The sequence below is a fragment of the Arthrobacter gengyunqii genome (assembly GCF_023022985.1).
In the GTDB taxonomy this organism is placed as follows: Bacteria; Actinomycetota; Actinomycetes; order Actinomycetales; family Micrococcaceae; genus Arthrobacter_B; species Arthrobacter_B gengyunqii.
In genome coordinates this window covers 1,150,913-1,171,028 of sequence record NZ_CP095461.1, presented here as the reverse complement: position 1 = coordinate 1,171,028, position 20,116 = coordinate 1,150,913, and the positions used below count along the sequence as shown (strand labels likewise).

At 66.4% G+C, this 20,116-nt stretch carries 19 protein-coding genes; 4 read left to right on the top strand and 15 right to left on the bottom strand.

Annotated features, from left to right (window positions below):
* Positions 1 to 4 precede the first annotated feature (4 nt).
* On the bottom strand, positions 5 to 1,690 hold the full coding sequence (gene hutU, locus MUG94_RS05300) for a urocanate hydratase (RefSeq protein WP_227908098.1): 1,686 nt from the start codon (positions 1,688 to 1,690) through the stop codon (positions 5 to 7).
* Between the two features lie 116 nt (positions 1,691 to 1,806).
* Positions 1,807 to 2,625, bottom strand: a complete 819-nt coding sequence (locus MUG94_RS05295) for an IclR family transcriptional regulator (protein ID WP_227908097.1) — start codon at positions 2,623 to 2,625, stop codon at positions 1,807 to 1,809.
* A 112-nt stretch (positions 2,626 to 2,737) separates the two neighbouring features.
* Here MUG94_RS05295 and hutH point away from each other — a divergent pair, with 112 nt between their 5' ends.
* Together hutH and MUG94_RS05285 are read left to right on the top strand one after the other, a co-directional pair.
* The gene (gene hutH, locus MUG94_RS05290; RefSeq protein ID WP_227908096.1) at positions 2,738 to 4,288 is read left to right on the top strand and encodes a histidine ammonia-lyase; all 1,551 of its coding nucleotides are present in this window, start codon (positions 2,738 to 2,740) and stop codon (positions 4,286 to 4,288) included.
* A gap of 4 nt (positions 4,289 to 4,292) precedes the next feature.
* Positions 4,293 to 4,589 carry an acylphosphatase gene (locus MUG94_RS05285; RefSeq protein WP_227908095.1) on the top strand — a complete coding sequence of 99 codons (297 nt, stop codon included), beginning with the start codon at positions 4,293 to 4,295 and terminating at the stop codon, positions 4,587 to 4,589.
* 250 nt (positions 4,590 to 4,839) lie between these two features.
* On the opposite strand, the gene MUG94_RS05280 is transcribed toward MUG94_RS05285, so the two are convergent.
* From MUG94_RS05280 to MUG94_RS05220, 13 genes are all read right to left on the bottom strand, one after another.
* Entirely contained in the window at positions 4,840 to 5,832 is a 993-nt protein-coding gene (locus MUG94_RS05280) for a hypothetical protein (RefSeq protein WP_227908094.1), read from the bottom strand.
* 252 nt (positions 5,833 to 6,084) lie between these two features.
* The gene (locus tag MUG94_RS05275) at positions 6,085 to 7,188 is read right to left on the bottom strand and encodes an NAD(P)/FAD-dependent oxidoreductase (RefSeq protein ID WP_227908093.1); all 1,104 of its coding nucleotides are present in this window, start codon (positions 7,186 to 7,188) and stop codon (positions 6,085 to 6,087) included.
* A gap of 26 nt (positions 7,189 to 7,214) precedes the next feature.
* Positions 7,215 to 8,117, bottom strand: coding sequence for an aminoglycoside phosphotransferase family protein (locus MUG94_RS05270; protein WP_227908092.1), 903 nt, complete (start codon positions 8,115 to 8,117; stop codon positions 7,215 to 7,217).
* A 207-nt stretch (positions 8,118 to 8,324) separates the two neighbouring features.
* A complete protein-coding gene (gene gatB, locus MUG94_RS05265) occupies positions 8,325 to 9,842 on the bottom strand; it encodes an Asp-tRNA(Asn)/Glu-tRNA(Gln) amidotransferase subunit GatB (RefSeq protein WP_227908091.1) in 1,518 nt (505 codons plus the stop codon).
* Positions 9,842 to 11,344 (bottom strand): Asp-tRNA(Asn)/Glu-tRNA(Gln) amidotransferase subunit GatA, encoded by a 1,503-nt coding sequence (gene gatA / locus MUG94_RS05260; RefSeq protein ID WP_227908090.1) that lies wholly within the window; start codon positions 11,342 to 11,344, stop codon positions 9,842 to 9,844. Before gatA ends, gatB begins: the two co-directional genes overlap by 1 nt.
* An 8-nt stretch (positions 11,345 to 11,352) precedes the next feature.
* Positions 11,353 to 11,649, bottom strand: coding sequence for an Asp-tRNA(Asn)/Glu-tRNA(Gln) amidotransferase subunit GatC (gene gatC, locus MUG94_RS05255; RefSeq protein WP_227891325.1), 297 nt, complete (start codon positions 11,647 to 11,649; stop codon positions 11,353 to 11,355).
* Between the two features lie 792 nt (positions 11,650 to 12,441).
* Positions 12,442 to 12,936, bottom strand: coding sequence for a GNAT family N-acetyltransferase (locus tag MUG94_RS05250; protein ID WP_227908089.1), 495 nt, complete (start codon positions 12,934 to 12,936; stop codon positions 12,442 to 12,444).
* 113 nt (positions 12,937 to 13,049) lie between these two features.
* Complete coding sequence (locus MUG94_RS05245; protein WP_227908088.1) at positions 13,050 to 13,496, bottom strand: TraR/DksA family transcriptional regulator; 447 nt, start codon at positions 13,494 to 13,496, stop codon at positions 13,050 to 13,052.
* A gap of 97 nt (positions 13,497 to 13,593) precedes the next feature.
* On the bottom strand, positions 13,594 to 14,268 hold the full coding sequence (locus MUG94_RS05240; protein ID WP_227908087.1) for an ABC transporter ATP-binding protein: 675 nt from the start codon (positions 14,266 to 14,268) through the stop codon (positions 13,594 to 13,596).
* On the bottom strand, positions 14,258 to 15,166 hold the full coding sequence (locus MUG94_RS05235; RefSeq protein WP_227908086.1) for an ATP-binding cassette domain-containing protein: 909 nt from the start codon (positions 15,164 to 15,166) through the stop codon (positions 14,258 to 14,260). The genes MUG94_RS05240 and MUG94_RS05235 overlap by 11 nt, the downstream gene beginning before the upstream one ends.
* The gene (locus MUG94_RS05230) at positions 15,163 to 16,050 is read right to left on the bottom strand and encodes an ABC transporter permease (protein WP_227908085.1); all 888 of its coding nucleotides are present in this window, start codon (positions 16,048 to 16,050) and stop codon (positions 15,163 to 15,165) included. The genes MUG94_RS05235 and MUG94_RS05230 overlap by 4 nt, the downstream gene beginning before the upstream one ends.
* Complete coding sequence (locus MUG94_RS05225; RefSeq protein WP_227908084.1) at positions 16,043 to 17,068, bottom strand: ABC transporter permease; 1,026 nt, start codon at positions 17,066 to 17,068, stop codon at positions 16,043 to 16,045. The genes MUG94_RS05230 and MUG94_RS05225 overlap by 8 nt, the downstream gene beginning before the upstream one ends.
* 3 nt (positions 17,069 to 17,071) lie before the next feature.
* A complete protein-coding gene (locus MUG94_RS05220; protein WP_227908083.1) occupies positions 17,072 to 18,685 on the bottom strand; it encodes an ABC transporter substrate-binding protein in 1,614 nt (537 codons plus the stop codon).
* Positions 18,686 to 18,913: 228 nt separating this feature from the next.
* Here MUG94_RS05220 and MUG94_RS05215 point away from each other — a divergent pair, with 228 nt between their 5' ends.
* Positions 18,914 to 19,216, top strand: a complete 303-nt coding sequence (locus tag MUG94_RS05215; RefSeq protein ID WP_227908082.1) for an ArsR/SmtB family transcription factor — start codon at positions 18,914 to 18,916, stop codon at positions 19,214 to 19,216.
* Between the two features lie 71 nt (positions 19,217 to 19,287).
* Positions 19,288 to 20,058, top strand: a complete 771-nt coding sequence (locus tag MUG94_RS05210; protein WP_227908081.1) for a class I SAM-dependent methyltransferase — start codon at positions 19,288 to 19,290, stop codon at positions 20,056 to 20,058.
* The last annotated feature ends 58 nt before the right edge of the window (positions 20,059 to 20,116 follow it).

Here is a 20,116-nt window from a genome sequence, read left to right as displayed (position 1 = left end):
GACCCTACTCTGCCATCGGAATGCGGATGCCGCGCTCGGCGGCAACGTCGGAGGCGCGCTCATATCCGGCGTCGGCGTGGCGGATCACCCCCGTGCCCGGATCGTTGGTGAGGAGCCGCTCCAGTTTCCGGGCGGCCAACTCGGTGCCGTCCGCGACCGACACCTGTCCGGCGTGGATCGAGCGGCCGATGCCCACCCCGCCGCCGTGGTGGATGGAGACCCAGGTGGCACCGGAGGCGGTGTTCAGCATGGCGTTGAGCAGGGGCCAGTCCGCGACGGCGTCGGAGCCGTCCGCCATGCCTTCGGTCTCGCGGTAGGGCGAGGCCACGGACCCGGAGTCCAGATGGTCGCGGCCGATGACAATGGGTGCGCTGACTTTGCCCTCGGCGACGAGCCGGTTGAACAGGAGCCCGGCCTTGGCCCGGTCCCCGTAGCCCAGCCAACAAATGCGCGCCGGTAACCCTTCAAACTGCACGTGCTCCGCTGCGGCGTCGAGCCACCGGTGCAGGCGGGCATTCTCCGGAAAGAGCTCCTTCATCGCCGCGTCCGTGACCGCGATGTCCTCCGGATCCCCGGACAGCGCCACCCAGCGGAACGGACCCATGCCTTCGCAGAAAAGCGGGCGAATATAAGCAGGCACAAAGCCGGGGAAATCGAAGGCCCGGTCATAGCCGCCCTGGCGGGCTTCGTCGCGGATGGAATTTCCGTAGTCGAACACCTCGGCACCGGTGTCCTGGAAGCCCACCATGGCTGCGACCTGGCGGGCCATGGATTCGCGGGCTTTCTTGGTAAACCCTTCGGGATCGGCCTCAGATTCGGCAGCCCACTGCTCCAGGGGAATCCCGGCCGGCAGGTAGCTCAGCGGATCGTGCGCGGAGGTCTGGTCCGTGACGATGTCCACCCTGATGTCCCCGGCGAGCTGGCGGCGCAGCAGCTCTTCGAACACCTCGGCCGCGTTGCCCACCAGCCCCACCGAGAGGGCACGTTTTTCCGCCCTGGCGGCCATGACCCTGGCGACGGCGGTGTCCAGATCCGGTGCCACCTCGTCCAGGTAGCGTTTGCCCTCGCGGCGGCGCAGGCGTGCCTCGTCGACGTCGACAATCAGCACCGCTCCTCCATTCAGCGTCACGGCCAGCGGCTGAGCTCCGCCCATGCCGCCGCAGCCGCCGGTCAGGGTCAAGGTGCCGGCGAGCGTGGCATTGTCGTCGTGGAAGAGCTTGCGTGCGACGGCGCCGAAGGTCTCGTACGTGCCCTGGAGGATGCCCTGGGTGCCGATGTAAATCCAGGATCCTGCGGTCATCTGTCCGTACATCATCAGGCCCTCGGCCTCCAGCCGGCGGAACTCGGGCCAGTTGGCCCAATCCCCCACCAGGTTGGAGTTGGCGAGCAGCACGCGAGGCGCCCACTCGTTGGTCCGGAACACACCCACGGGTTTGCCGGACTGGACCAGCAGGGTCTCGTCGTCGGCCAGGGTGGACAGCGTGCGGACGATCGCGTCGTAGGCCTCCCAGCTGCGCGCGGCCCGGCCGGTGCCGCCGTAGACCACAAGGTCTTTCGGACGCTCGGCGACTTCCGGGTCCAAGTTGTTCATGAGCATGCGAAGGGGCGCCTCGGTCTGCCAGCTCCGAGCTGTCAGGGAGGTGCCGCGGGGTGCCCGGATGTCGCGGGAAGGATCTGTTGTGGGAGCCATGAACAGACCGTAACCGAGGAGCCTCCGGCTGCTTCCCCGCTTCGGGCAGTGTCTGGGATTACAGACACCAACGCGGGCTGCCACACCCGGCACGCTTGGATGGGCGGCCCGGCTCGTCAGGGGTGCCGAGCACCCGGCGGGGCACCGAGCGGGGCTCCGAGCCGGCGGGAGATTTCCGCAGCGCACCTGGACACGTCCGGCAGCCACTTGGACGCCAAGTCATCGATCCGCCGACCTGTGTCGACATCCTGCGGCGTGCTGTTCGGCGTGGTCAGGGTGACGCTGGCGACGGCGTGCCCGGAGCGGTCCAGCACGGGTACGGCAATGGAGGAAAAGCCCTCGGTGACTTCGTCTTCCTCCCAGGCATAACCACGCTCGCGCACCTCAGCCAGCAGCCCGGCGAGAGCGGGTCCGGCGGCGCGGCCGGAGCGCATGTTATCCGGGTCCGGGTAGAGCGCCCGCAGCTGCGCATCGGTCATCTGCGCCAACATGGCCCGCCCGCTGGCGGTGCGGTGCGCAGGCAGCCGGACCCCGGCGTCGGTCACCAGCGGCTTTTGCCTCGGCGCCCGCTCCTCGATGACGTAGATCGCGTCGGTGCCCTGCAGGACGGCCAGGTGCGCGGTTAGGCGGGTCCGAGCCACCAGCTTCCGGAGCGGAAACCGGCCAATGCGTTGCAACGGGGCCTGCCGGGCATAACCGGTGCCGAGTTCATGCGCCGTTGCTCCGAGGGCGTACTTGCGTTCCTCCGGCAGATGAACGGCAAACCCGTCGGCGACCAGCGCTGCGAGCAGGTGATACGTGGTGGAGCGCGGCAGCGCGAGGTCCCGGGCAACGACGGCGGCGCTAACCGGTCCGGCCTGCGTCCCCAAATACCGCAGGATGGACAGGACCTGTGCAGCGGCCGGAACCTGAACCCGGGAATAGCTCATCGACATGTCCGGAGCTTAGTGCAGCGTCTGGGATCCCAGAAACCGAATCCACCGCCTGCTAGGCCCCCTGCCGTTCCCGTGCTCAGATAAGAGGATGGAAATCCTGCACAACCCCCTCATGACCGTTGAACTTGGAACAGGCTCCCTGACGGCGGAGGACATCGTCGCCGTCGCCCGGCACTGCGCCCCCGTGGCCCTGACGCCCCAAGCACTCACCGCCATGCGTTCTTCCCGCGCCGTCATCGAGGAACTCGCCGCCGACGACAAGCCGCACTACGGTGTCTCCACCGGATTCGGTGCCCTCGCGGTGAAGCAGATCGTTCCCGAACAGCGCCGCCAGCTGCAGCGCTCACTCATCCGCAGCCACGCGGCGTCGTCGGGCGCGGAAGTCGACACCGAAGTGGTGCGGGCCCTGATGCTGAACCGGCTGTCCACCCTCGCCACCGGACGCACCGGCGTCCGTCCGGAGGTGGCCCTCGCCTATGCCGGGCTGCTCAACGCCGGCATCACTCCGGTTGTCGGGGAGTACGGCTCGCTCGGCTGCTCCGGTGATCTCGCTCCCCTCTCCCACTGCGCGCTGGCGCTGATGGGTGAAGGAGAGGTCCGCACGCCCGACGGCGGACACATGGACGCCGCGGCTGCGCTGGCTGCCGCCGGGCTGGAACCGATTGAGCTGCAGGAAAAAGAAGGCTTGGCCCTGATCAACGGCACCGACGGAATGCTGGGCATGCTCACGCTGGCAATCGCTGACCTGCACCTGCTGCTGTCCACCGCGGACCTCGCCGCTGCCATGAGCGTGGAGGGTCTGCTCGGCAGCGACGCAGTCTTTGCCGCGGACCTGCAGGCCCTGCGGCCGCAACCGGGGCAGGGCGAATCCGCCGCCAACATCCGTGCCGTCCTGGCCGGATCGGCGCTGATCGAGGAACAGAAAACCGGCGGCTTTACCCGGGTGCAGGACGCCTATTCGCTGCGCTGCGCACCGCAGGTCCACGGTGCCGCCCGTTCCACGCTCCAGCACGCCGAGACCGTTGCGGCCTGCGAGCGGGCTTCGGCCATCGACAACCCGGTGGTGACCCTGGACGGACGCCTCGAATCCAACGGAAACTTCCACGGCGCTCCCGTTGGCTACGTGCTGGACTTCCTGGCCATCGCCGTCGCTGATGTTGCTTCCATGAGCGAACGCCGGACCGACCGCTTCCTGGACCGTGCCCGCAGCCACGGCCTCAATGCGTTCCTGGCCTTCGACCCGGGAGTGGATTCAGGGCACATGATTGCCCAGTACACACAGGCTGGAATCGTGTCTGAACTCAAGCGGCTGGCTGTACCGGCCTCCGTTGATTCCATTCCCTCCTCGGCCATGCAGGAGGACCACGTTTCCATGGGCTGGGCCGCGGGGCTCAAACTCCGCCGCGCCATCGACGGCCTCACCCGAGTCCTGGCCATCGAGGTGCTGACCGCCGCCCGGGCGCTGGACATGCGCGACGGCGGCGTGTCCACCTCCCGCAGCGCCCCGGCCGTGACGGCTGTGCGCACTGCGCTGCGGGCAGTGGTGCCCGGGCCGGGACCGGACCGGTATCTGGCACCGGAGATCGAGGCCTGCAGGATTGCCCTGGCCGACGGTTCACTGCTGGCGGCTGCTGACTCCGCGCTGGCCGAGCCGCTACTCTAGGCCCATGACGCCAACGGACGCTGCCAACCCAGCCCGCCGCCTGACCGCCAGGGTTACCGGTGAAGTGCAGGCGGTGGGATTCAGATACCGGACCCTGCAGCAGGCCAACCGGCTCGGCCTCACCGGTGTGGTCTCCAACCACAGCGACGGTTCCGTCCTGGTGGTCGCCGAGGGACCGGAGCCCGCGTTGCAGGAACTGCTGCACTGGCTGAACTCGCCCGCTGCTCCCGGAACGGTCGACGCCGTGCAGGAGTCCTGGTCGGACGCGACAGGAAAATTCGGGAGTTTCAGCACAGAGTAACCAGCGACGCCGACTGAGGTCTTCGGGAAAGGGCTGGGAGCCGGCTCGACAGCTCAACATCCGGGCAAAAGAAAACGCCGGCAGACCGTGGGTTGTTTGGGGGGAACAACCCGAGTCTGCCGGCGCCGGATAGGTCACTACTCTATCCATTCATCACTCGCACCCTTATGAGGTATTAACTACGTTAGCCCTCCTGGCTGTGCAGGAACTGTAGGAAAGCTGGCAACTCCCTGAACGCTGGAACAGCAGGTCAGGAGGCCTTCTGCCGCGTCAGTGCCTCGTGCATTTTCCGTACCGCCTGCGGAACGGCCGGGTTGCTGGAAGCCAGCACCAGTGCGGGCCGCGAGCCCTTGGCCGGCTGGGTGCACGACGGAGAGCCTGCGGCCGCCGGGGCCGCGGGGGCGCTCTTCTGCGACGGGGAGCTCTTCTGTGCAGCGCTCTTCTGTGCAGTGCCCTGGTTGCTGCTGCCGGAGTCATTCTTGCCTGACGTCCGAGTCGAACTGACCGGCCGCTTGGACGGCTTGGCAGCGGCAGGCTTCGCGGATGCCTTAGCCGCAGGCTTGGCTGCAGCGGACTTCACCGGCGCCTTGGCAGCGGGCCTGGCCACGGCGGGCTTAGCGGCCGCCTTGGCTGCTGTGGACTTTGCGGGTGCCTTAGCCCCGGTTTTTGCCGGCGTCTTCGCTGTCGTCTTGGCGGGTGCCGTCGGAGCGGCTGTCTTGGCGGGTGCCTTCGGAGCGGCTGTCTTGGCGGGTGCCTTCGGAGCGGCTGTCTTGGCGGGTGCCTTCGAGGCGGTCGGCTTGACGGCCACCTTAGGCGCGGCGGTCTTGGCGGGCGACTTCTGGGCCCCCGTCTTCACTGCTGCCTTGGCGGGAGTCTTGGCTGCAGTCCCTGCCAAAGCTAATGCTGCTGCAGTGGAAGCTTCACGCGCTGCAGCCACGGCTTCGGTCATTGATACCGCCGGACCAAAGGTGCGGCCCGCCGGAGCATAAGCGCGGCCGGTCGGAGGCGCCGGACGCAGCGCGGCCTTGAGCTCCTCGGATGCTGAGCGGGTGGCGTCGATGAACGCCAGGGCGGCTGTGTCGGCGGGCGCAGTTTCGGCCCGGCGAATGGCCGACTTCTTGATGCCGCGGTAGATGGCCGCGATCACCACAATGAGGGCGGTACCCGTTCCGTACATAAGGATCAGGGAAAACGCCAGAGACGTTGTCCCGCCGGAAAAGAATCCCAGCCCGGTGACAGCCATTATTAGCCATACTCCGGCAATAACGGTCGCTACTGTCCGGACTTTTACATAGAGCGAACTCTGCTGCACGCCAACCAGCTGTGGCGGCAAAATATCTGACACTGGGACAGACCTTTCAAGCAAAAAGGTGGATCTAAAAGAAGAGAAAAGCCGACTTGGCTTTGTCCTTCAACTCTAGGCACCCGACCACACGAAAATGACCATACACACTCACATGCACTGATTCGTTACCCAAGAAGGATGAGACTTTGGTCACAGTCCCGGGCGGGCCGGACTCAGTGCCTCGGCAGCGGAGGAATCCGGTGTTCCGTCCAGCAGCATGGCGGCCGCGAGTTCCGCAATTCCGGAAGACGTTTGAAAGCCGTAACCGCCCTGTCCGGCCAGCCAAAAGAACCCGGGAACGACGTCGTCGTACCCCACTACGGGAAGGCCGTCAGCCGTCTGGGTGCGCAGCCCGGTCCAGGATCGGTCAACGCCCGTGATGCCCAGCGTGGTTACCGAGTTTACGAGTTCAACGAGGGCTTCGACGTCCCCGGAGCGCGGACGGGCGTCCATCGGCTCACTGGGAACGCTCTCCGACGGGGAGATCAAGACCTGGCGCCCCTCCGCGCGGTAGTAGAAGGTTTCGTCCGCATCGGCCACCATCGGTGCGTCCTCGGACAGCGGGTGTTCGACGTCGACGACGGCCGCCGTGCGGCGGTATGGCTGAAGGCCGCGCGCCCGGGCGGAGTAGAGGGCGGCCAGCTGGTCGGCCCAGGCACCGGCCGCGTTGACCACCACGCGGGAAGCGATGCTTTCTTCCCCTGCCTCCGTGATCCAGCGGCCGGCGTTGTCCGCTCCGGATTCGAAGCGTGCACTGCGGACCGGGGAGCCGGTGAGGATGCGCCCGCCCCGGTCCAGGATCCGCCGGCGGTGGTATTCCATCAACACATCGGTGTCGCAGCCAACAGATGTAGTGTCCAGCCCCGCCGCCGGAAAGCACTCCGGTTTCAGCTCAGGAGCGAGGGCCATCATCTGTGCCGGTGGAATGGGATGCATGTGGCCGCTGGCGCGGTCCCTCACCGTTTCCTCGCTGCCGACAAGCAGGAAACTGCGGGCCTTGAGGACAGGATCCGGCAGATGGACCTCCAGCGCCCGGATGAGCGCCAGGGTTCTCACGGTCAGGTCCTGAACGACCGCCGGCCCGTAGCTCGGAATGAGCTGGCGGGCGGACCGGGAGGATGTATGGAACCCCAGCGTCGGTTCGGCCTCCGCCACCAGCACGCCGGTCCGGCCGGCCAGCGCCGAAGCCAGGGACAGCCCGGCAATTCCGCCGCCGACCACCAAAATGTCGCAGTCCACCAATGTCTCCCCCAAATTTCGTTGCTCTTTTATGGCCACCATCAAACCCAATCCCGCACATCGGTCAGGATTTCCATCAGGGTTTCCGACCCCATGAGGTACATTCCCGGATGGTCGTCGGAATTGGCGAGAAGCGCGGAGGCCATGCACACCGCCCACCCCTGCGCCCTGCCCCAAACGTGCGGATCGGCGTCGTATTGATTTCCCAGGGCGTCGCGGAAAGCGCTGCGCCCGTGTTGGTCAAACACCAGCCAGGCAGCGGCGAGGTCGGTGGCCGGATCTCCCGCGGTCAGGTCTCCAAAGTCAATGACCGCCTGCAGGCCGCCGCCGGGTGCGCCCACCAGATTGGCCGGATGCAGGTCACCGTGCAGCCACAGGTTCGGTCCGGGCCACGGGGGCAGGATGATGCCGGCTTCCCACAATTCCCTAACACGCGCGGCGTGGGGAACCATGCCGCTGGCGAGGCGGTCGAGAACCGCATCGTTGCGGGTGGCCAGCGGCACGCCGCGCACCGGGTTTCGCGGATAGTCCGGCGGGGCGGGCCGGTGGAAGGCATTCAGGAAGCCCGCCAGCGGAGCCGCCAGCGCAACATTCTGGTCCCGTGGCTGCAGCGAAACCTCGGCCCCGTCAAACCACAGCGTGATGCTCCACGGCCAGGGAAACACCTCGGAAGGGCTGCCGGCAAAGATCGGGGCTGACGTTGCAACGGGAAGGTCCGCCGTGAGCCCGGGAAGCCACTGCTGCTCGTTGGCCGCCAGCTGCACCGCCACCTGGCGCCGTGGAAGGCGAACAGCATAGTCAGAGCCGAGCCGAAAGATGTAGTTGTCCCAGCCGTTGGCGACCAGCTGCAGCGGCTGATCCGCCACCGCGGGTTGCTGTTGCCGCAGCAGCTGGCGCACGAGGTCCGCATCCACCTGGATTTCTGCTGCGGGATGATTGGCCATGCCAGAACCCTACCGTCAGGCAAGTCCCGCGTCTGCCCGGTGCGCACCGCTGCGTCACAAAGCCGCCGCATACACCAGCACCCCTAACACCGCCGCTTATTGAACGCTTCGCTGCCAAAATGCTTCGCCGGTAAAAACTGCAGCGCCGCTAAACGCTGCCGGCCCCGGGATGTCCCGGGGCCGGCAGTGGTGTTGCGGTGGCGCTGGTTAGCCCTGCACGCCGAGGCGTTCCAGGATCAGCTCACGCACGCGGCCGGCGTCGGCCTGTCCGCGGGTGGCCTTCATGACGCCGCCAACGATCGCGCCGACAGCCTGAACCTTGCCGCCGCGGATCTTGTCCGCAACGTCGGGCTGGGCTGCCAGTGCAGCGTCGATGGCTTCGAGCAGGGGGCCGTCGTCGGACACCACGGCCAGGCCGCGGGCTTCGATGACTTCCTCCGGAGTGCCTTCGCCGGCGAGGACGCCGTCGAGCACCTGGCGGGCCAGCTTGTCGTTGATCTTGCCGGCCTGGATCAGGCGGTCCAGTTCCACGATCAGCTCAGGCGACACGCCAACCTCGGTGGGGTCGACTTCGGCTTCCTTGGCGCGGCGGGACACCTCGCCCATCCACCACTTGCGGGCGACCTGTGCGGAGGCACCGGCAGCAATGGTTTCCTCGATGGAGTCCATGACACCGGCGTTGACCACGTCGCGGAACTCAGCGTCCGAGTAACCCCAGTCGGCCTGCAGGCGCTTGCGGCGCTCGGCGGGCGGCTCGGGCAGGCGGGAACGCAGCTCCTCGATCCATTCCGTGGTGGTAACCACGGGAACCAGGTCGGGCTCCGGGAAGTAACGGTAGTCATCGGCGTCGGACTTGGGCCGGCCCGACGTCGTCGAGCGCGTGTCCTCGTGCCAGTGCCGGGTTTCCTGGACAATCTTGTTGCCGGATTCCAGGACAGCGGCATGGCGCTGGATCTCAAAGCGGACGGCGCGTTCGACGGCGCGCAGCGAGTTCACGTTCTTGGTTTCCGAGCGCGTGCCGAACTTTTCCTGGCCGTACGGGCGCAGCGAAACGTTGGCGTCGCAGCGGACGTTGCCGCGTTCCATCTTGGCGTCGGAGACACCCAGGTTCTTCACGATCTCGCGGACCGCGGCCACGTAGGCCTTGGCCAGCTCGGGAGCGCGGGAACCGGCACCCTCGATGGGCTTGGTGACAATTTCCACCAGCGGAACGCCGGAACGGTTGTAGTCCACCAGCGAGAAGTCGGCGCCCTGGATGCGGCCGGTGGCCCCGCCCATGTGGGTGAGCTTGCCGGCGTCCTCTTCCATGTGGGCGCGCTCGATCTCGACGCGGAACATGGTGCCGTCTTCGAGTTCGATGTCCAGGTAGCCGTCGTACGCAATGGGATCTTCGTACTGGGACGTCTGGAAGTTCTTCGGGGTGTCCGGGTAGAAGTACTGCTTCCGGGCAAAGGTGCAGGATTCGGCGATCTTGCAGTTCAGCGCCAGGCCGATCAGGATCGAGTACTCCACGGCGGTCTTGTTGACCACCGGCAGCACGCCGGGCATGCCCAGGCATACCGGGGTGACGTTCGTGTTCGGCTCGTCGCCGAAAACGTTGGGCGCATCGGAGAACATCTTGGTGTTGGTGTTGAGCTCCACGTGGACCTCAAAGCCGAGCACCGGATCGTACTTCTCCATTGCCTCTTCGAAGGACAGGGTGTCGTCCTGGATGTGCACAGACATTACTTCACTCCTCCGAGTACGGGTGCGGAGGCCAGCAGCGGGCCGCCCCACTTCTGTTCCAGCATGCCTTCCAGGGCCGCACCGGCGCGGTACAGGCGGGCGTCTTCCCGGACCGGAGCCAGGAACTGGATGCCCACGGGCAGTCCGTCGGCCAGGCCGCCGGGGATCGAGATGCCCGGGACGCCGGCCAGGTTCGCCGGAATGGTTGCGACGTCGTTCAGGTACATCGCCAGCGGATCGTCCAGCTTCTCCCCCAGCTTGAACGCCGTGTTGGGCGAGGTCGGGGAGATCAGGACGTCGGCCTGGGCGAAGGCGGCGTTGAAGTCGCGCTGGATCAGGGTGCGCACCTTCTGGGCCGAACCGTAGTAGGCGTCGTAGTAACCGGCGGACAGTGCGTAGGTGCCCAGGATGATGCGGCGCTTGACCTCTTCACCGAATCCGGCGGCGCGGGTGGCGCCCATGACGCGTTCGATGGTCATGGGACCGTCGGCGGGCAGGGCACGCAGTCCGTACCGGACACCGTCGTACTTGGCCAGGTTCGAGGAAGCCTCGGACGGCATGATCAGGTAGTAGGCGCCCAGGGCGTATTTGAAGTTGGGGCAGGAAACCTCAACGATTTCCGCGCCGGCATCCTTGAGAAGTTCCAGGGATTCGGAGAAGCGGGCCAGGACGCCGGCTTCGTAGCCTTCGCCCTGCAGTTCCTTGATGACGCCGATGCGCATGCCGGCCACGTTGCCGTTGCGGGCAGCTTCCACGAGGTTGCCTACGGGATCGGGCAGCGAGGTGGAGTCGCGGGGATCGTGGCCGCCGATGACTTCCTGCAGCAGCGCGGCATCAAGCACCGTGCGGGACACCGGGCCGATCTGGTCCAGCGAGGAGGCCATGGCAATGGCGCCGTAGCGGGACACCCCGCCGTAGGTCGGCTTCACGCCCACGGATCCGGTGACGGCGGCGGGCTGGCGGATGGAGCCGCCGGTGTCGGTGCCCAGCGCCAGCGGAGCCTCGAAGGCTGCCACGGCCGCAGCGGAACCGCCGCCGGAGCCGCCGGGAATCCGGTCCAGGTCCCATGGGTTGCGGGTGGGGCCATACGCGGAGTGCTCCGTGGAGGAACCCATGGCGAATTCGTCCAGGTTGGTCTTGCCCAGCATCGGCATGCGTGCGGCGCGGATCTTGGAGATGACCGTGGCGTCGTACGGGCTCATCCAGCCCTCAAGCATCTTGGAACCGGCCGTGGTGGGCTGGCCCTTGGTGACAATGAGGTCCTTGATGGCGATCGGCACGCCGGCCAGGGTGTGCAGCGTTTCGCCGGCGGCGCGGGCCTTGTCGACGTCGGCCGCAACCTGCAGCGCTTCGTCGGTGTTCACGTGGAGGAAGGCGTTGACGGCGCCGTCCACCTCGGCGATGCGGTCCAGATGGGCCTGCGTGACCTCGACGGCGGATACCTCGCCGGCGGCGAGCTTGTCTGCCAGGACGGCAGCACTCGCAGTAATCAGTTCATTCATGGAAGTCTTTACTCCTCATCCAGGATGGCAGGGACCTTGAAGCGGCCGGCCGCATTATCGGGAGCACCGGAGAGCGCCTCTTCGTTGGTCAGCGTCTGCCCGACAACATCCTCGCGGAACACATTGAACAGCGGGATGGGGTGGGAGGTGGCCGGGATGTCCTCACCGGCAACTTCGCTTACGGATTTGATCGAATCAACAATGACATCCAGTTCGCCGGCCATTTTGGCCAGTTCTTCCTCGGTCATCTCAATGTGGGCCAGATGCGCCAGATGCGCCACAGCCTCACGATTGATCTCAGACATGAGTCTCCCATGCGTCTTTTTTCGGATAAGAAAGTATCCGTTCCAGTCTACGGCGTTTGCTGGCGCGGTTTTCCGTGTGTCACTTCCGATGCGGCCGGTCCTAACCACATCGAGTGCACGGCTCGGGCTGGTTCCCGTGTAGGGACCGCATCTAGTGTGCAGATCTGGCGGGCTCCTGTCCCGGATCCACATCTGGTGTGCAGATATGGCGGGCTCCGCCGCGCGAAGGCCGCCATACCTGCACACACGACGCTGCAGAGTGCCGCCAGCCAATCCTTCGTGCAGTTGAGGGGCTCAAACTCCCCTCCAGCCAATCCTTCGTGCAGTTGAGGGGCTCAAACTCGCCTCCAGCCAATCCTTCGTGCAGACAACGGGCTCAAACCGACGTTTTTGACCACTTTGGGGCCCTGATCTGCACAAAGGATTTCCCGAAGACCCGTTATCTGCACGAAGGATTCCGCGGTTCACATCGAGTGTGCAGATGAGGCGGGCTTCCCGGGCAGGGACCGTATCTGGTGTGCAGGTATGGTGGGCTCCGCCGCGCGAAGGCCGCCATACCTGCACACACGACGATGCCGAATTCCGCCGAGCCGCCATACCTGCACACCAAATCTGCATCTGACGATTCAGAGCGTCGCGCCCCGACGTCCACGCGCGTTTCCTTCGCTGCCGTGAGGCATCATCATGTGCGACGTATCGCGCCGGCACGGAAAAGCCCCCATCCGCTGGCCCGCGAACGGGGGCTCACCAATACTCAACCGGTTTTCTCCCGCCGGGCGTCCGCAGCCGGCGTCAGAGCGCCAGGCGGAAGACCCAGAGAAGGATGTCCTCCTCGGGCACGGTCCAGTCACGCTCGGGCACGCGCTCAAACCCCATGGACTTGTACAGGGCGTGGGCGTTTGTCATCGGCGTCATGCTGGTCAGGCTGACGGCGTGGATCCCCTCGAGGCTGCGGGCATACTCGATGACGGCGGCCACCAGGGCGCGGCCGACTCCGCCGCGCTGCAGGGCCGGGTCCACTGCAAGCATGCGGAATTCCAGCTCGCCCTCAATCGCGATGTCGGTGTACGGCTGCCCGGCGAAGGTGATCGCGGTGGACGCCGCTACCTTGCCGTCCAGTTCTGCCACCCAGACCAGCGCGTTGGCCGCGCGGTCCTCAACGTTCTCCAACTCCTTGACGTAGGGGTTGTCTGCTTCTAGGAACCCGCCGCTCACGTAGGCATCGCGGGTGATCCGGCGGATGTCGTCAAAGTCTGCCTCGGTGGCCTGCCGGACGGTGATACTCATGCGCGTTACGGATCCTTACGTGGTTCTTGATTTCCAACGTAGATTGTAGACCCGCAACCCACGAGCGAATCACCGGCAGTGACCCCGGCAACCGCTGCTCCTGCGGCCACCGATCAACGCCGCCGGGCAGCCGCCGCGCAGGTAACGCAATACCGGGCTTCGGGACGGACTTCCAGGCGCTCCGCGGGAATGGGATTGCCGCACATCTCACACACCCCGTACGTGCCTTCCTCCAACCGCACCTGCGCGTCCAGCAACTCAATGAGCGACGCCTCCGCAGAGGCGAGCAGTGCCATCTCATTGTTGCGCTCAACCGAAACCGTGGATCCCTCGGGGTCATGTTCGTCGTCGGCCGGGGTGTCCTTGGCTGCCAGTGTCACTTCGCGGATGTCTGCCACCACGGCATTGATCTTTTCCCGTGCCTGGCCGATGCGTTCGTCCAGGAGCTCCGCGAAATGCCCCGTATCCAGATCAGCCGGGGTGGACTGCTTGGGCGCCGGGACCCGCGCAGCTGCGGCAGTGGAGGTCTTCCGTGGGGCGGCAGTCGTCTTACGGGTCATGGGTTCCTCCTGGTCTGGAAAAGCCAAGCAAGTGTTCCCAATTATCCGCGCCTCGTCCTGAAAGTCCCGCCCCTGCGACGGCCTCTTCCCTCAGGGCTTAAACCCGCGCCGAACCGGCGGACGAGGCCATGTTCCCTTCGAAGGCGCGGATGGTCCCGCACCATGCATCCAGCAGCTCACGGTCATGACTCAGTGCCAAGACTCCGAGGCCGCGGCCGTTGACCTCCTCGCCGATTGTCCGGACCACTGCGGCAGTGGTGGCAGCATCAAGCATGGCCGTCGCCTCATCGCAGATGAGGTAATCGGGTCCGGCGGCCAAGGCACGGGCGAGGCAGGCGCGCTGGAGCTGGCCGTCGGACACCTCGTGCGGATACCTGTCCAACAGGTCGGCGGTCAGCTGGACCCTGGCGGCGAAGTGTTGTACGCCTGCGTTCACGTCCTTGCGCCGCCCGGAACTGCGGACACCACGGAGTCCCTCAGCGATGACGGCGCGCAGCGTCATCCGAGGACTGCAGGACCGGCGCGGAGACTGGAACAGCATGGCGATTCTGCCGTCGCCCGGCATCCGAACGGCCGCGCCGTTGCAGGTCACATACCCCGTCGACGGCGGCCTCAGGCCGGCCAGCACCCGGGCGATTGTTGTCTTACCGCTGCCCGAGGGCCCCGTCAGGCCTATTTGGCTGCCCGCCGGGATGCTCAGGCTCACATCCTGCAGGACCGTGCTTCCGCCGTAGGAGAATCCCACGTTCACGGCAGTCAGCTCACCGGACATGCTCCGCCTCCAGTTCTACGGCGGCCCGCAGCCGGTCCGCGTAGGTATAGTCCGACGGCAGGTTGGTCAGTTCCGGGGGCAGTCCCGGCATTGGGTACAGTCCGTTGGCGGGAAGGGCCGCGAGCAGATCCATGGTGTAGGGCTCGGCCGGCGCTGTCAGGATCAGCGCCGCGGGCCCGGTCTCGACGATCCGCCCCGCGTACATCACGGAGACCTGATCCGCGGTGCGGGACTCGGCGAGCGCCTGCAGGTCATGCGTTATCAGCACGACGGCGGCGCCGGAGTCCGCTGTGCTGCGCAGCAGTCCCAGGGTGAGCTGCGCCAGGCGCGGGTCCAAGCCGGAGATCGGTTCGTCCGCCACCAGTACGTCGGGGTCTCCGGCGAGGGCGAAGGCGAGGGCCGCCCGCTGCAGCATGCCGCCGCTCAGCTCATGCGGAAAGGCGTCCAGAGCCTCCGGGTCCAGGTTGACCCCGGCAAGCAGCTCCTCCGCCGTGGCTTTTCCCCGAAGTTCGCGAATCGTCTCCCGCAGCTGTGCCCCCACCCGTCGGACCGGAGTGAGATAGGTGGCTGCGGACTGCGGAACGTAGCCGATCCTCCGCCCCCGAAGCCCTGCGGTCCGGGCGGCCGCGGCTCGCCCTGCACCGGTCAGGGCTGTTGCCTTTCCATCACGGTCCACATATTCCAGTTCACCGCCGGCCTGTGTACCCGCCGGCAGCATGCCGAGGATGGCCGTGGCCAGAGTTGTTTTACCGCAGCCCGACTCCCCCACGACGGCATGCACCTGACCGCGGCACGCCGTAAACGCAACGTCGGTTGCGGCGTGCACCCATGCAGCCTTCCCGCGAATCCTTACCGGTATCCGGACGGTGTGCCCTTCGGCCCGAATGGCAACACTCATGACCGGCCTCCCGTTCTGGACACGAGCCCGGCCCCGCAGGCGGCGATCGCCAGAGTGGTGCAGACGAGGAGCAGCGCGGGGAACAGCAGGGCCCACCAGCCGCCGAGCATCACTTCGGCCTGGGCCTCCTGCAGCAGCGTGCCCAGGGATGCCCGGTCCGGAGAAAGGCCAAGTCCCAGGAAGGAAAGGGTGGATTCATGCCAGATGGCGTGCGGCAGGAGCATCACGGTAGCCACAATTCCCTGCCCCAGGGCACCGGGCAGGAAATGCCTCCACAGCACCTGGCCACGCGTTGCGCCCAGAAGGTAGGACGCTTCCACATACTCGAGGCTGCGCAGGGACAAAACTTCGGAGCGGACGATTCTTGCAACCTGCGTCCAGTGCGTCAGCGCGATGGAGGCAATGATGGCGGTGACCGAGCCCCTGAACATTGCCACGATCACCACCCCCAGCAGCAGGTGCGGTACAGCATTAACCCCGTCGATGCACCGCATGATGATCCGGTCCGCCCGGCCGCCCAGCGCCGCCGACACCGCTCCCACCAGCAGTCCCAGGACCATCGCCAGCACGGCGCAGAGTGAAGCGATGATGAGGGAGATCCGCAGCCCGGACGCCAAGCGGACAAACAGGTCGCGGCCGGCATGGTCTGTTCCGAACAGATGGGCGGACGACGGCGGCAGGCGGGCAGAGCTGAAATCGGTCAGCTTCTGGTCGGTGCCGGCCAGCAGGGGAACAAACACTGCATAGGCGACAATTGCGGCCAGCACGGACGCGCCGATGATTGCGCCGGTGCGTTTGCCGGCACGGCTGCGTTCCAGGGGAACCACCTGGCGCAGACCCGGCGTGCCTGCCGCGGTGGAACTAAAGGTTTGGGAGCTAGACATCGGCAGTCACCCTCGGATCGAGCAGCACGTACAGGAGGTCGGCGAGCAGGGATGCAGCCAGGACGGCGGCGGTGGTCAGGACCGTGAGGGCAGCCAACAGGGCAAAATCCAGGGCCTGGGCTGAAGACACCACGGCCGCAGCCAGTCCCGGCCAGGAGAACACCGTCTCGATCAGCACGGCGCCAACAATCACTTCCGGAAGCCGCGATCCGAGCACGGCGATGAACGGCGCCAGCGCCGCGGGCAGCACATGTTTGCGCACCACGGTCCTCTCCCTCAGCCCACGGAGCCGGGCCCCGCGCACGGCATCGGACCCCAGAATCCCTGCCACGGAGGCACGCAGGGAGAGCAGCAGCCACGGCACCTGCGACAGCGCTGTGGCCAGCACGGGCAGCACCATGTGCCGGGAGACCTGCCCCGCACTGAGCTCGGCGCCGGGATCCGTCAGTCCTCCACCGGGCAGCCAGCCTGCGGCAACGGCAAAGACCCCCAGCAGTCCCAGTGAAATGACAAACGGGGGCAGCCCCTGCAGGACGGTGGCCGCGGCACCCACGGACCGGTCCAGCAATCCGCCTGGACGGTGGGCGCACCGCACTGCCATCAGAAGCGACGAGAGCACCGCGAGGAACAATCCTGTGCCGGCGACCAGCAGGGTCCAGGGCAGGCGCTCGGACAGCACCGCCGTCACCGGCTGCCGAAAGACCCGTGAATAGCCCAAGTCACCGGTCAGCGCAGAACCGATCCACTGCCACCAGGCGGAGAACCAGGATGTTTCCAGGTTGAGGGCTTCGGCGAGCTGCCGCCGCTGTTCAATCGAGGTCTGCACATATCGGTCCCCCATGTAGGCGGCAAGGGGATCGAACGGCGAGATTCCGGCCAGCAGGAAGACCAGCAGGCTGACGCCCAGAACGACGGGCACCGTAAGGACAAAGCGGCGGAAGACAATGGTCCGCAGATCCGCGCGCCGGTGTCTCCGGCGCGCCCGCCGGCTGGGCAGCAGCGGCGCTTGCACAGCCACGGCCTAGCCCTTGGTCCAGTCGCGCAGGCTCCACCAGAAGCCCCACCCGACGTCGTGGGCGTGCGGCTCCAGGACGGTCTGGACGTTTTCCCAGCCCATATCCCGCTGTATGTAGTTGTGGTTGATGAAGGCCAGCATGACGTAGCCGGGCTCTTGGATGTACAGGTCCTGGACGGCCCGGTAGTGGGCTGTACGTTCGGCGGGATCCGCGCTTGTCCGGGCTGCCTCCAGGTGGGCGTCCATTTCAGCGCTGCCGGTGTTGCCCGGATTGGCAAAGGGCGAGCCGGAGCCTGGGACTGCCGTATGGAGGGTCTCGAACAGCTGCGAGTCCAGATCGTAGGGTTTGTCCCCGCCGCCCAGGAGGATTCCGACGTCGTTGCGCCGTTCCTCGATGACGTTCCAGTCTGTGCCGAGAAGCGTGACGTCCACCCCGAGCTTGGACATGTCCGAGGCAAACGCCAGCGACAGGTCCCGGCGGAGGGTGTCACTTGCGTTGTACGCCAATTCGAAGGCCGCCCGCACACCGCCCTTCGTCCGCACTCCGTCCTCACCCGCCAGCCAGCCGGCCTCGTCGAGAACTGCCTTGGCCGCCTCGGGGTCGTACGGAAAGACGGCCTCCGGATTGTGCGCGTCCCCGTAGACGGCTGCCACCGGGGTGTGGGCCGGAACGCCGCGGCCGTCCAATACGTGGTCCACCATGCCCTGACGGTCAACAGCCAGGTTCATGGCCTTGACCGCCTGAGGGTCGCTGGCGAAGACGTTGCCGGATGGCAGGGACAGTCCCCGCCAATCAGCTGTTCCCACGGCCTCGTGGGAGTACCCGGGCTTATCCTCGTAGCCGGCGGCCAGCCGCGGCGGCAGGACGGTTCCGTCGATCTCCCCGGACTGAAGCCGCTGGGCCCGCGAGTTGTCATCGGGCACGTGGATGATCGTCACCGTTTTCACTTCCGGGGCACCGTTCCAGTAGTCCTCGTTGGCGCTCAGGACCAGCTCATCAGGACGCAGCGATGTGACCGTATAGGGACCTGTTCCCACCGGATCGGTGTTCAGGGACGATTCGGCGGCGAGCCCCGGCGTCAGCCGATCCGACGGCGCAATGCCCAGCAGCAGCCGGCTGGCAAACCCCGCATACGGATACTTCAGGCTGAAGGTGACGGTCCCGTCCGGTCCGGCGGTGGCGTCCTGGAGCATGTCGTAGGAAGGGGCCAGTTCGGAGGCCGAGGCAGGGTCGATGACAGCCTTGTACGTGGCAGCAACATCTTCGGCGTCCAGGGCGGTGCCGTCGGTGAACTCCACGCCGTCGCGGACACGGACCGTCCATTGGGTGCCCTCGGCGTTGCTCTGCGGCATCTCTGTCGCCAGCCACGGAACGAGGTCCGGCAGGGATGAGGAACCGTCCCTGGGCGCGAGCCGCAGAAGCCCGTCAAAGATCTGCGACTGTCCACTGTCTCCGTGGCCTCCCACAGGATTGAACCGGCCAAGTTCATTTGCCTCTGCAAGCACCAGGGCTGCACTGTCCGGGGACTCCTCCGGGGCGGCTACGCATCCGGCCAGTACGCCCAGCAGCAGTGCTGCCGCTGCCGCCCGGGACAGGTCCCGACACCTGATTTCTGACATGTGGGCTCCTGCCGACGTATGCATGCCTGTGCACATAACGATGAATCAATACCTACCCCGGCACCATCCCTTCCGCCCAAAAACACTCCGAAACTTGTCGTTGCGTTACCTTCCCCCAAGGCGTGGACCCCGTTGTGCGGCGTGGCGGCGCCCTGCAAGGATTCAGAGGTATGCGAGGTATGCGAGGATTTCGAGGTATGAAGACCTTGCCGCCCGGTGCCATCATCGATGGCTGTAGCTGACGTGCCCGGCACCGTGGATGTACAGGGATGGGCCGCCCGTTTTGACCTGATTTCCGATCCGACGCGGCTCAAGCTGCTGCTGTGCCTGCACTTTAGTCCGGGCATCTCAGTGACCCGGCTGGCCGCCGCCGCCGGGGTGCCGCAGACAGTGGTCAGCCAATCACTGCGCCCGCTGCGGGACCGGGAGTGGGCGGTGGTGGAGAAAGTTGGCCGTGAGCACCGCTACCGGCTGGTGGACGAATCCCTGCACACCCTGCTCCACACCATCGGCGCCCCGCATGCGCACTGATATTGCTAAAGACCGAGGTGCGGCACGGACCGCCGCATGAGGCGGGCACAGAACGGAACCGGGGAATAACAGTGGTTGATACGCACTACAGCGAGCCACGGCTGGTGGCGCTTTACGACGAGGACAACTCCGGCCGGTGGGACACAGACTTTTATGCCGGCCTGCTGGGGAGGCTCGGCGAAGGGCACGGACCGCTGCGGATCGCCGACGTCGGCTGCGGCACGGGCAGCTTTGGCGTGCGGCTGGCGCAGGCGGGCCACACCGTCACCGGCATTGATCCGGCGCCGGGAATGCTGGCCGCGGCACGCTCGCGCGACGGCGCCGAACTGGTCACCTGGCTGGACGGCATTGCAGCAGATCTGCCGGAAGGCCCCTTCGACGCCGTGGTCATGACCGGCCATGCTTTTCAATGCCTGCTCACCGAAGCGGAAATCCTCTCGACTCTGGAGGCGGTGAGCTCCCGGCTGACGCCCGGCGGGACCTTCTTTTTCGAGTCCCGGAATCCAGCGGTAAAGGCGTGGCTGGAGTGGGACAGCAGCAGCGCCGGACCGGAGCTGCAGGAATCGTCGGCAGGGACCCTGGAAGTTGAATGGGAACTGATAACCGCTGTGGAGGAGCCCGACGGCGTCTTGGTCACCTTCGAGGACCGCACGCGTTTCCTGTCCGATGACGAGCGCTTCACCAGCCGCAGCACCCTGAAGTTCTCTTCCGCGGATGTGCTGGCCCGGCTGCTGGCGAAAGCCGGCTTCAGCGACGTGGACTGGTACGGCGATTGGAACGGCGGGGTGCTGGAGCCCGCGTCCAGCCGGGAAATCATCGTGGCGGCACGCACGCCCGCCTGACATCCGGCCGAATGCCGGTTGTGCCCGGTTCCACCGGATGCCCGGACGCGCGGGTGAC

Coding starts and splice junctions, on each gene's coding strand:
- MUG94_RS05240 (WP_227908087.1), bottom strand. CDS start 14,268: ATGTCCGGTGAGCTGACTGCCGTGAACGTGGGATTCTCCTACGGCGGA.
- MUG94_RS05285 (WP_227908095.1), top strand. CDS start 4,293: ATGACGCCAACGGACGCTGCCAACCCAGCCCGCCGCCTGACCGCCAGG.
- MUG94_RS05235 (WP_227908086.1), bottom strand. CDS start 15,166: ATGAGTGTTGCCATTCGGGCCGAAGGGCACACCGTCCGGATACCGGTA.
- hutU (WP_227908098.1), bottom strand. CDS start 1,690: ATGGCTCCCACAACAGATCCTTCCCGCGACATCCGGGCACCCCGCGGC.
- MUG94_RS05295 (WP_227908097.1), bottom strand. CDS start 2,625: ATGTCGATGAGCTATTCCCGGGTTCAGGTTCCGGCCGCTGCACAGGTC.
- gatC (WP_227891325.1), bottom strand. CDS start 11,649: ATGTCTGAGATCAATCGTGAGGCTGTGGCGCATCTGGCGCATCTGGCC.
- hutH (WP_227908096.1), top strand. CDS start 2,738: ATGACCGTTGAACTTGGAACAGGCTCCCTGACGGCGGAGGACATCGTC.
- MUG94_RS05270 (WP_227908092.1), bottom strand. CDS start 8,117: ATGGCCAATCATCCCGCAGCAGAAATCCAGGTGGATGCGGACCTCGTG.
- gatA (WP_227908090.1), bottom strand. CDS start 11,344: ATGAATGAACTGATTACTGCGAGTGCTGCCGTCCTGGCAGACAAGCTC.
- MUG94_RS05245 (WP_227908088.1), bottom strand. CDS start 13,496: ATGACCCGTAAGACGACTGCCGCCCCACGGAAGACCTCCACTGCCGCA.
- MUG94_RS05250 (WP_227908089.1), bottom strand. CDS start 12,936: ATGAGTATCACCGTCCGGCAGGCCACCGAGGCAGACTTTGACGACATC.
- MUG94_RS05215 (WP_227908082.1), top strand. CDS start 18,914: ATGGCTGTAGCTGACGTGCCCGGCACCGTGGATGTACAGGGATGGGCC.
- MUG94_RS05230 (WP_227908085.1), bottom strand. CDS start 16,050: ATGTCTAGCTCCCAAACCTTTAGTTCCACCGCGGCAGGCACGCCGGGT.
- MUG94_RS05280 (WP_227908094.1), bottom strand. CDS start 5,832: ATGGCTGTCACCGGGCTGGGATTCTTTTCCGGCGGGACAACGTCTCTG.
- gatB (WP_227908091.1), bottom strand. CDS start 9,842: ATGTCTGTGCACATCCAGGACGACACCCTGTCCTTCGAAGAGGCAATG.
- MUG94_RS05220 (WP_227908083.1), bottom strand. CDS start 18,685: ATGTCAGAAATCAGGTGTCGGGACCTGTCCCGGGCGGCAGCGGCAGCA.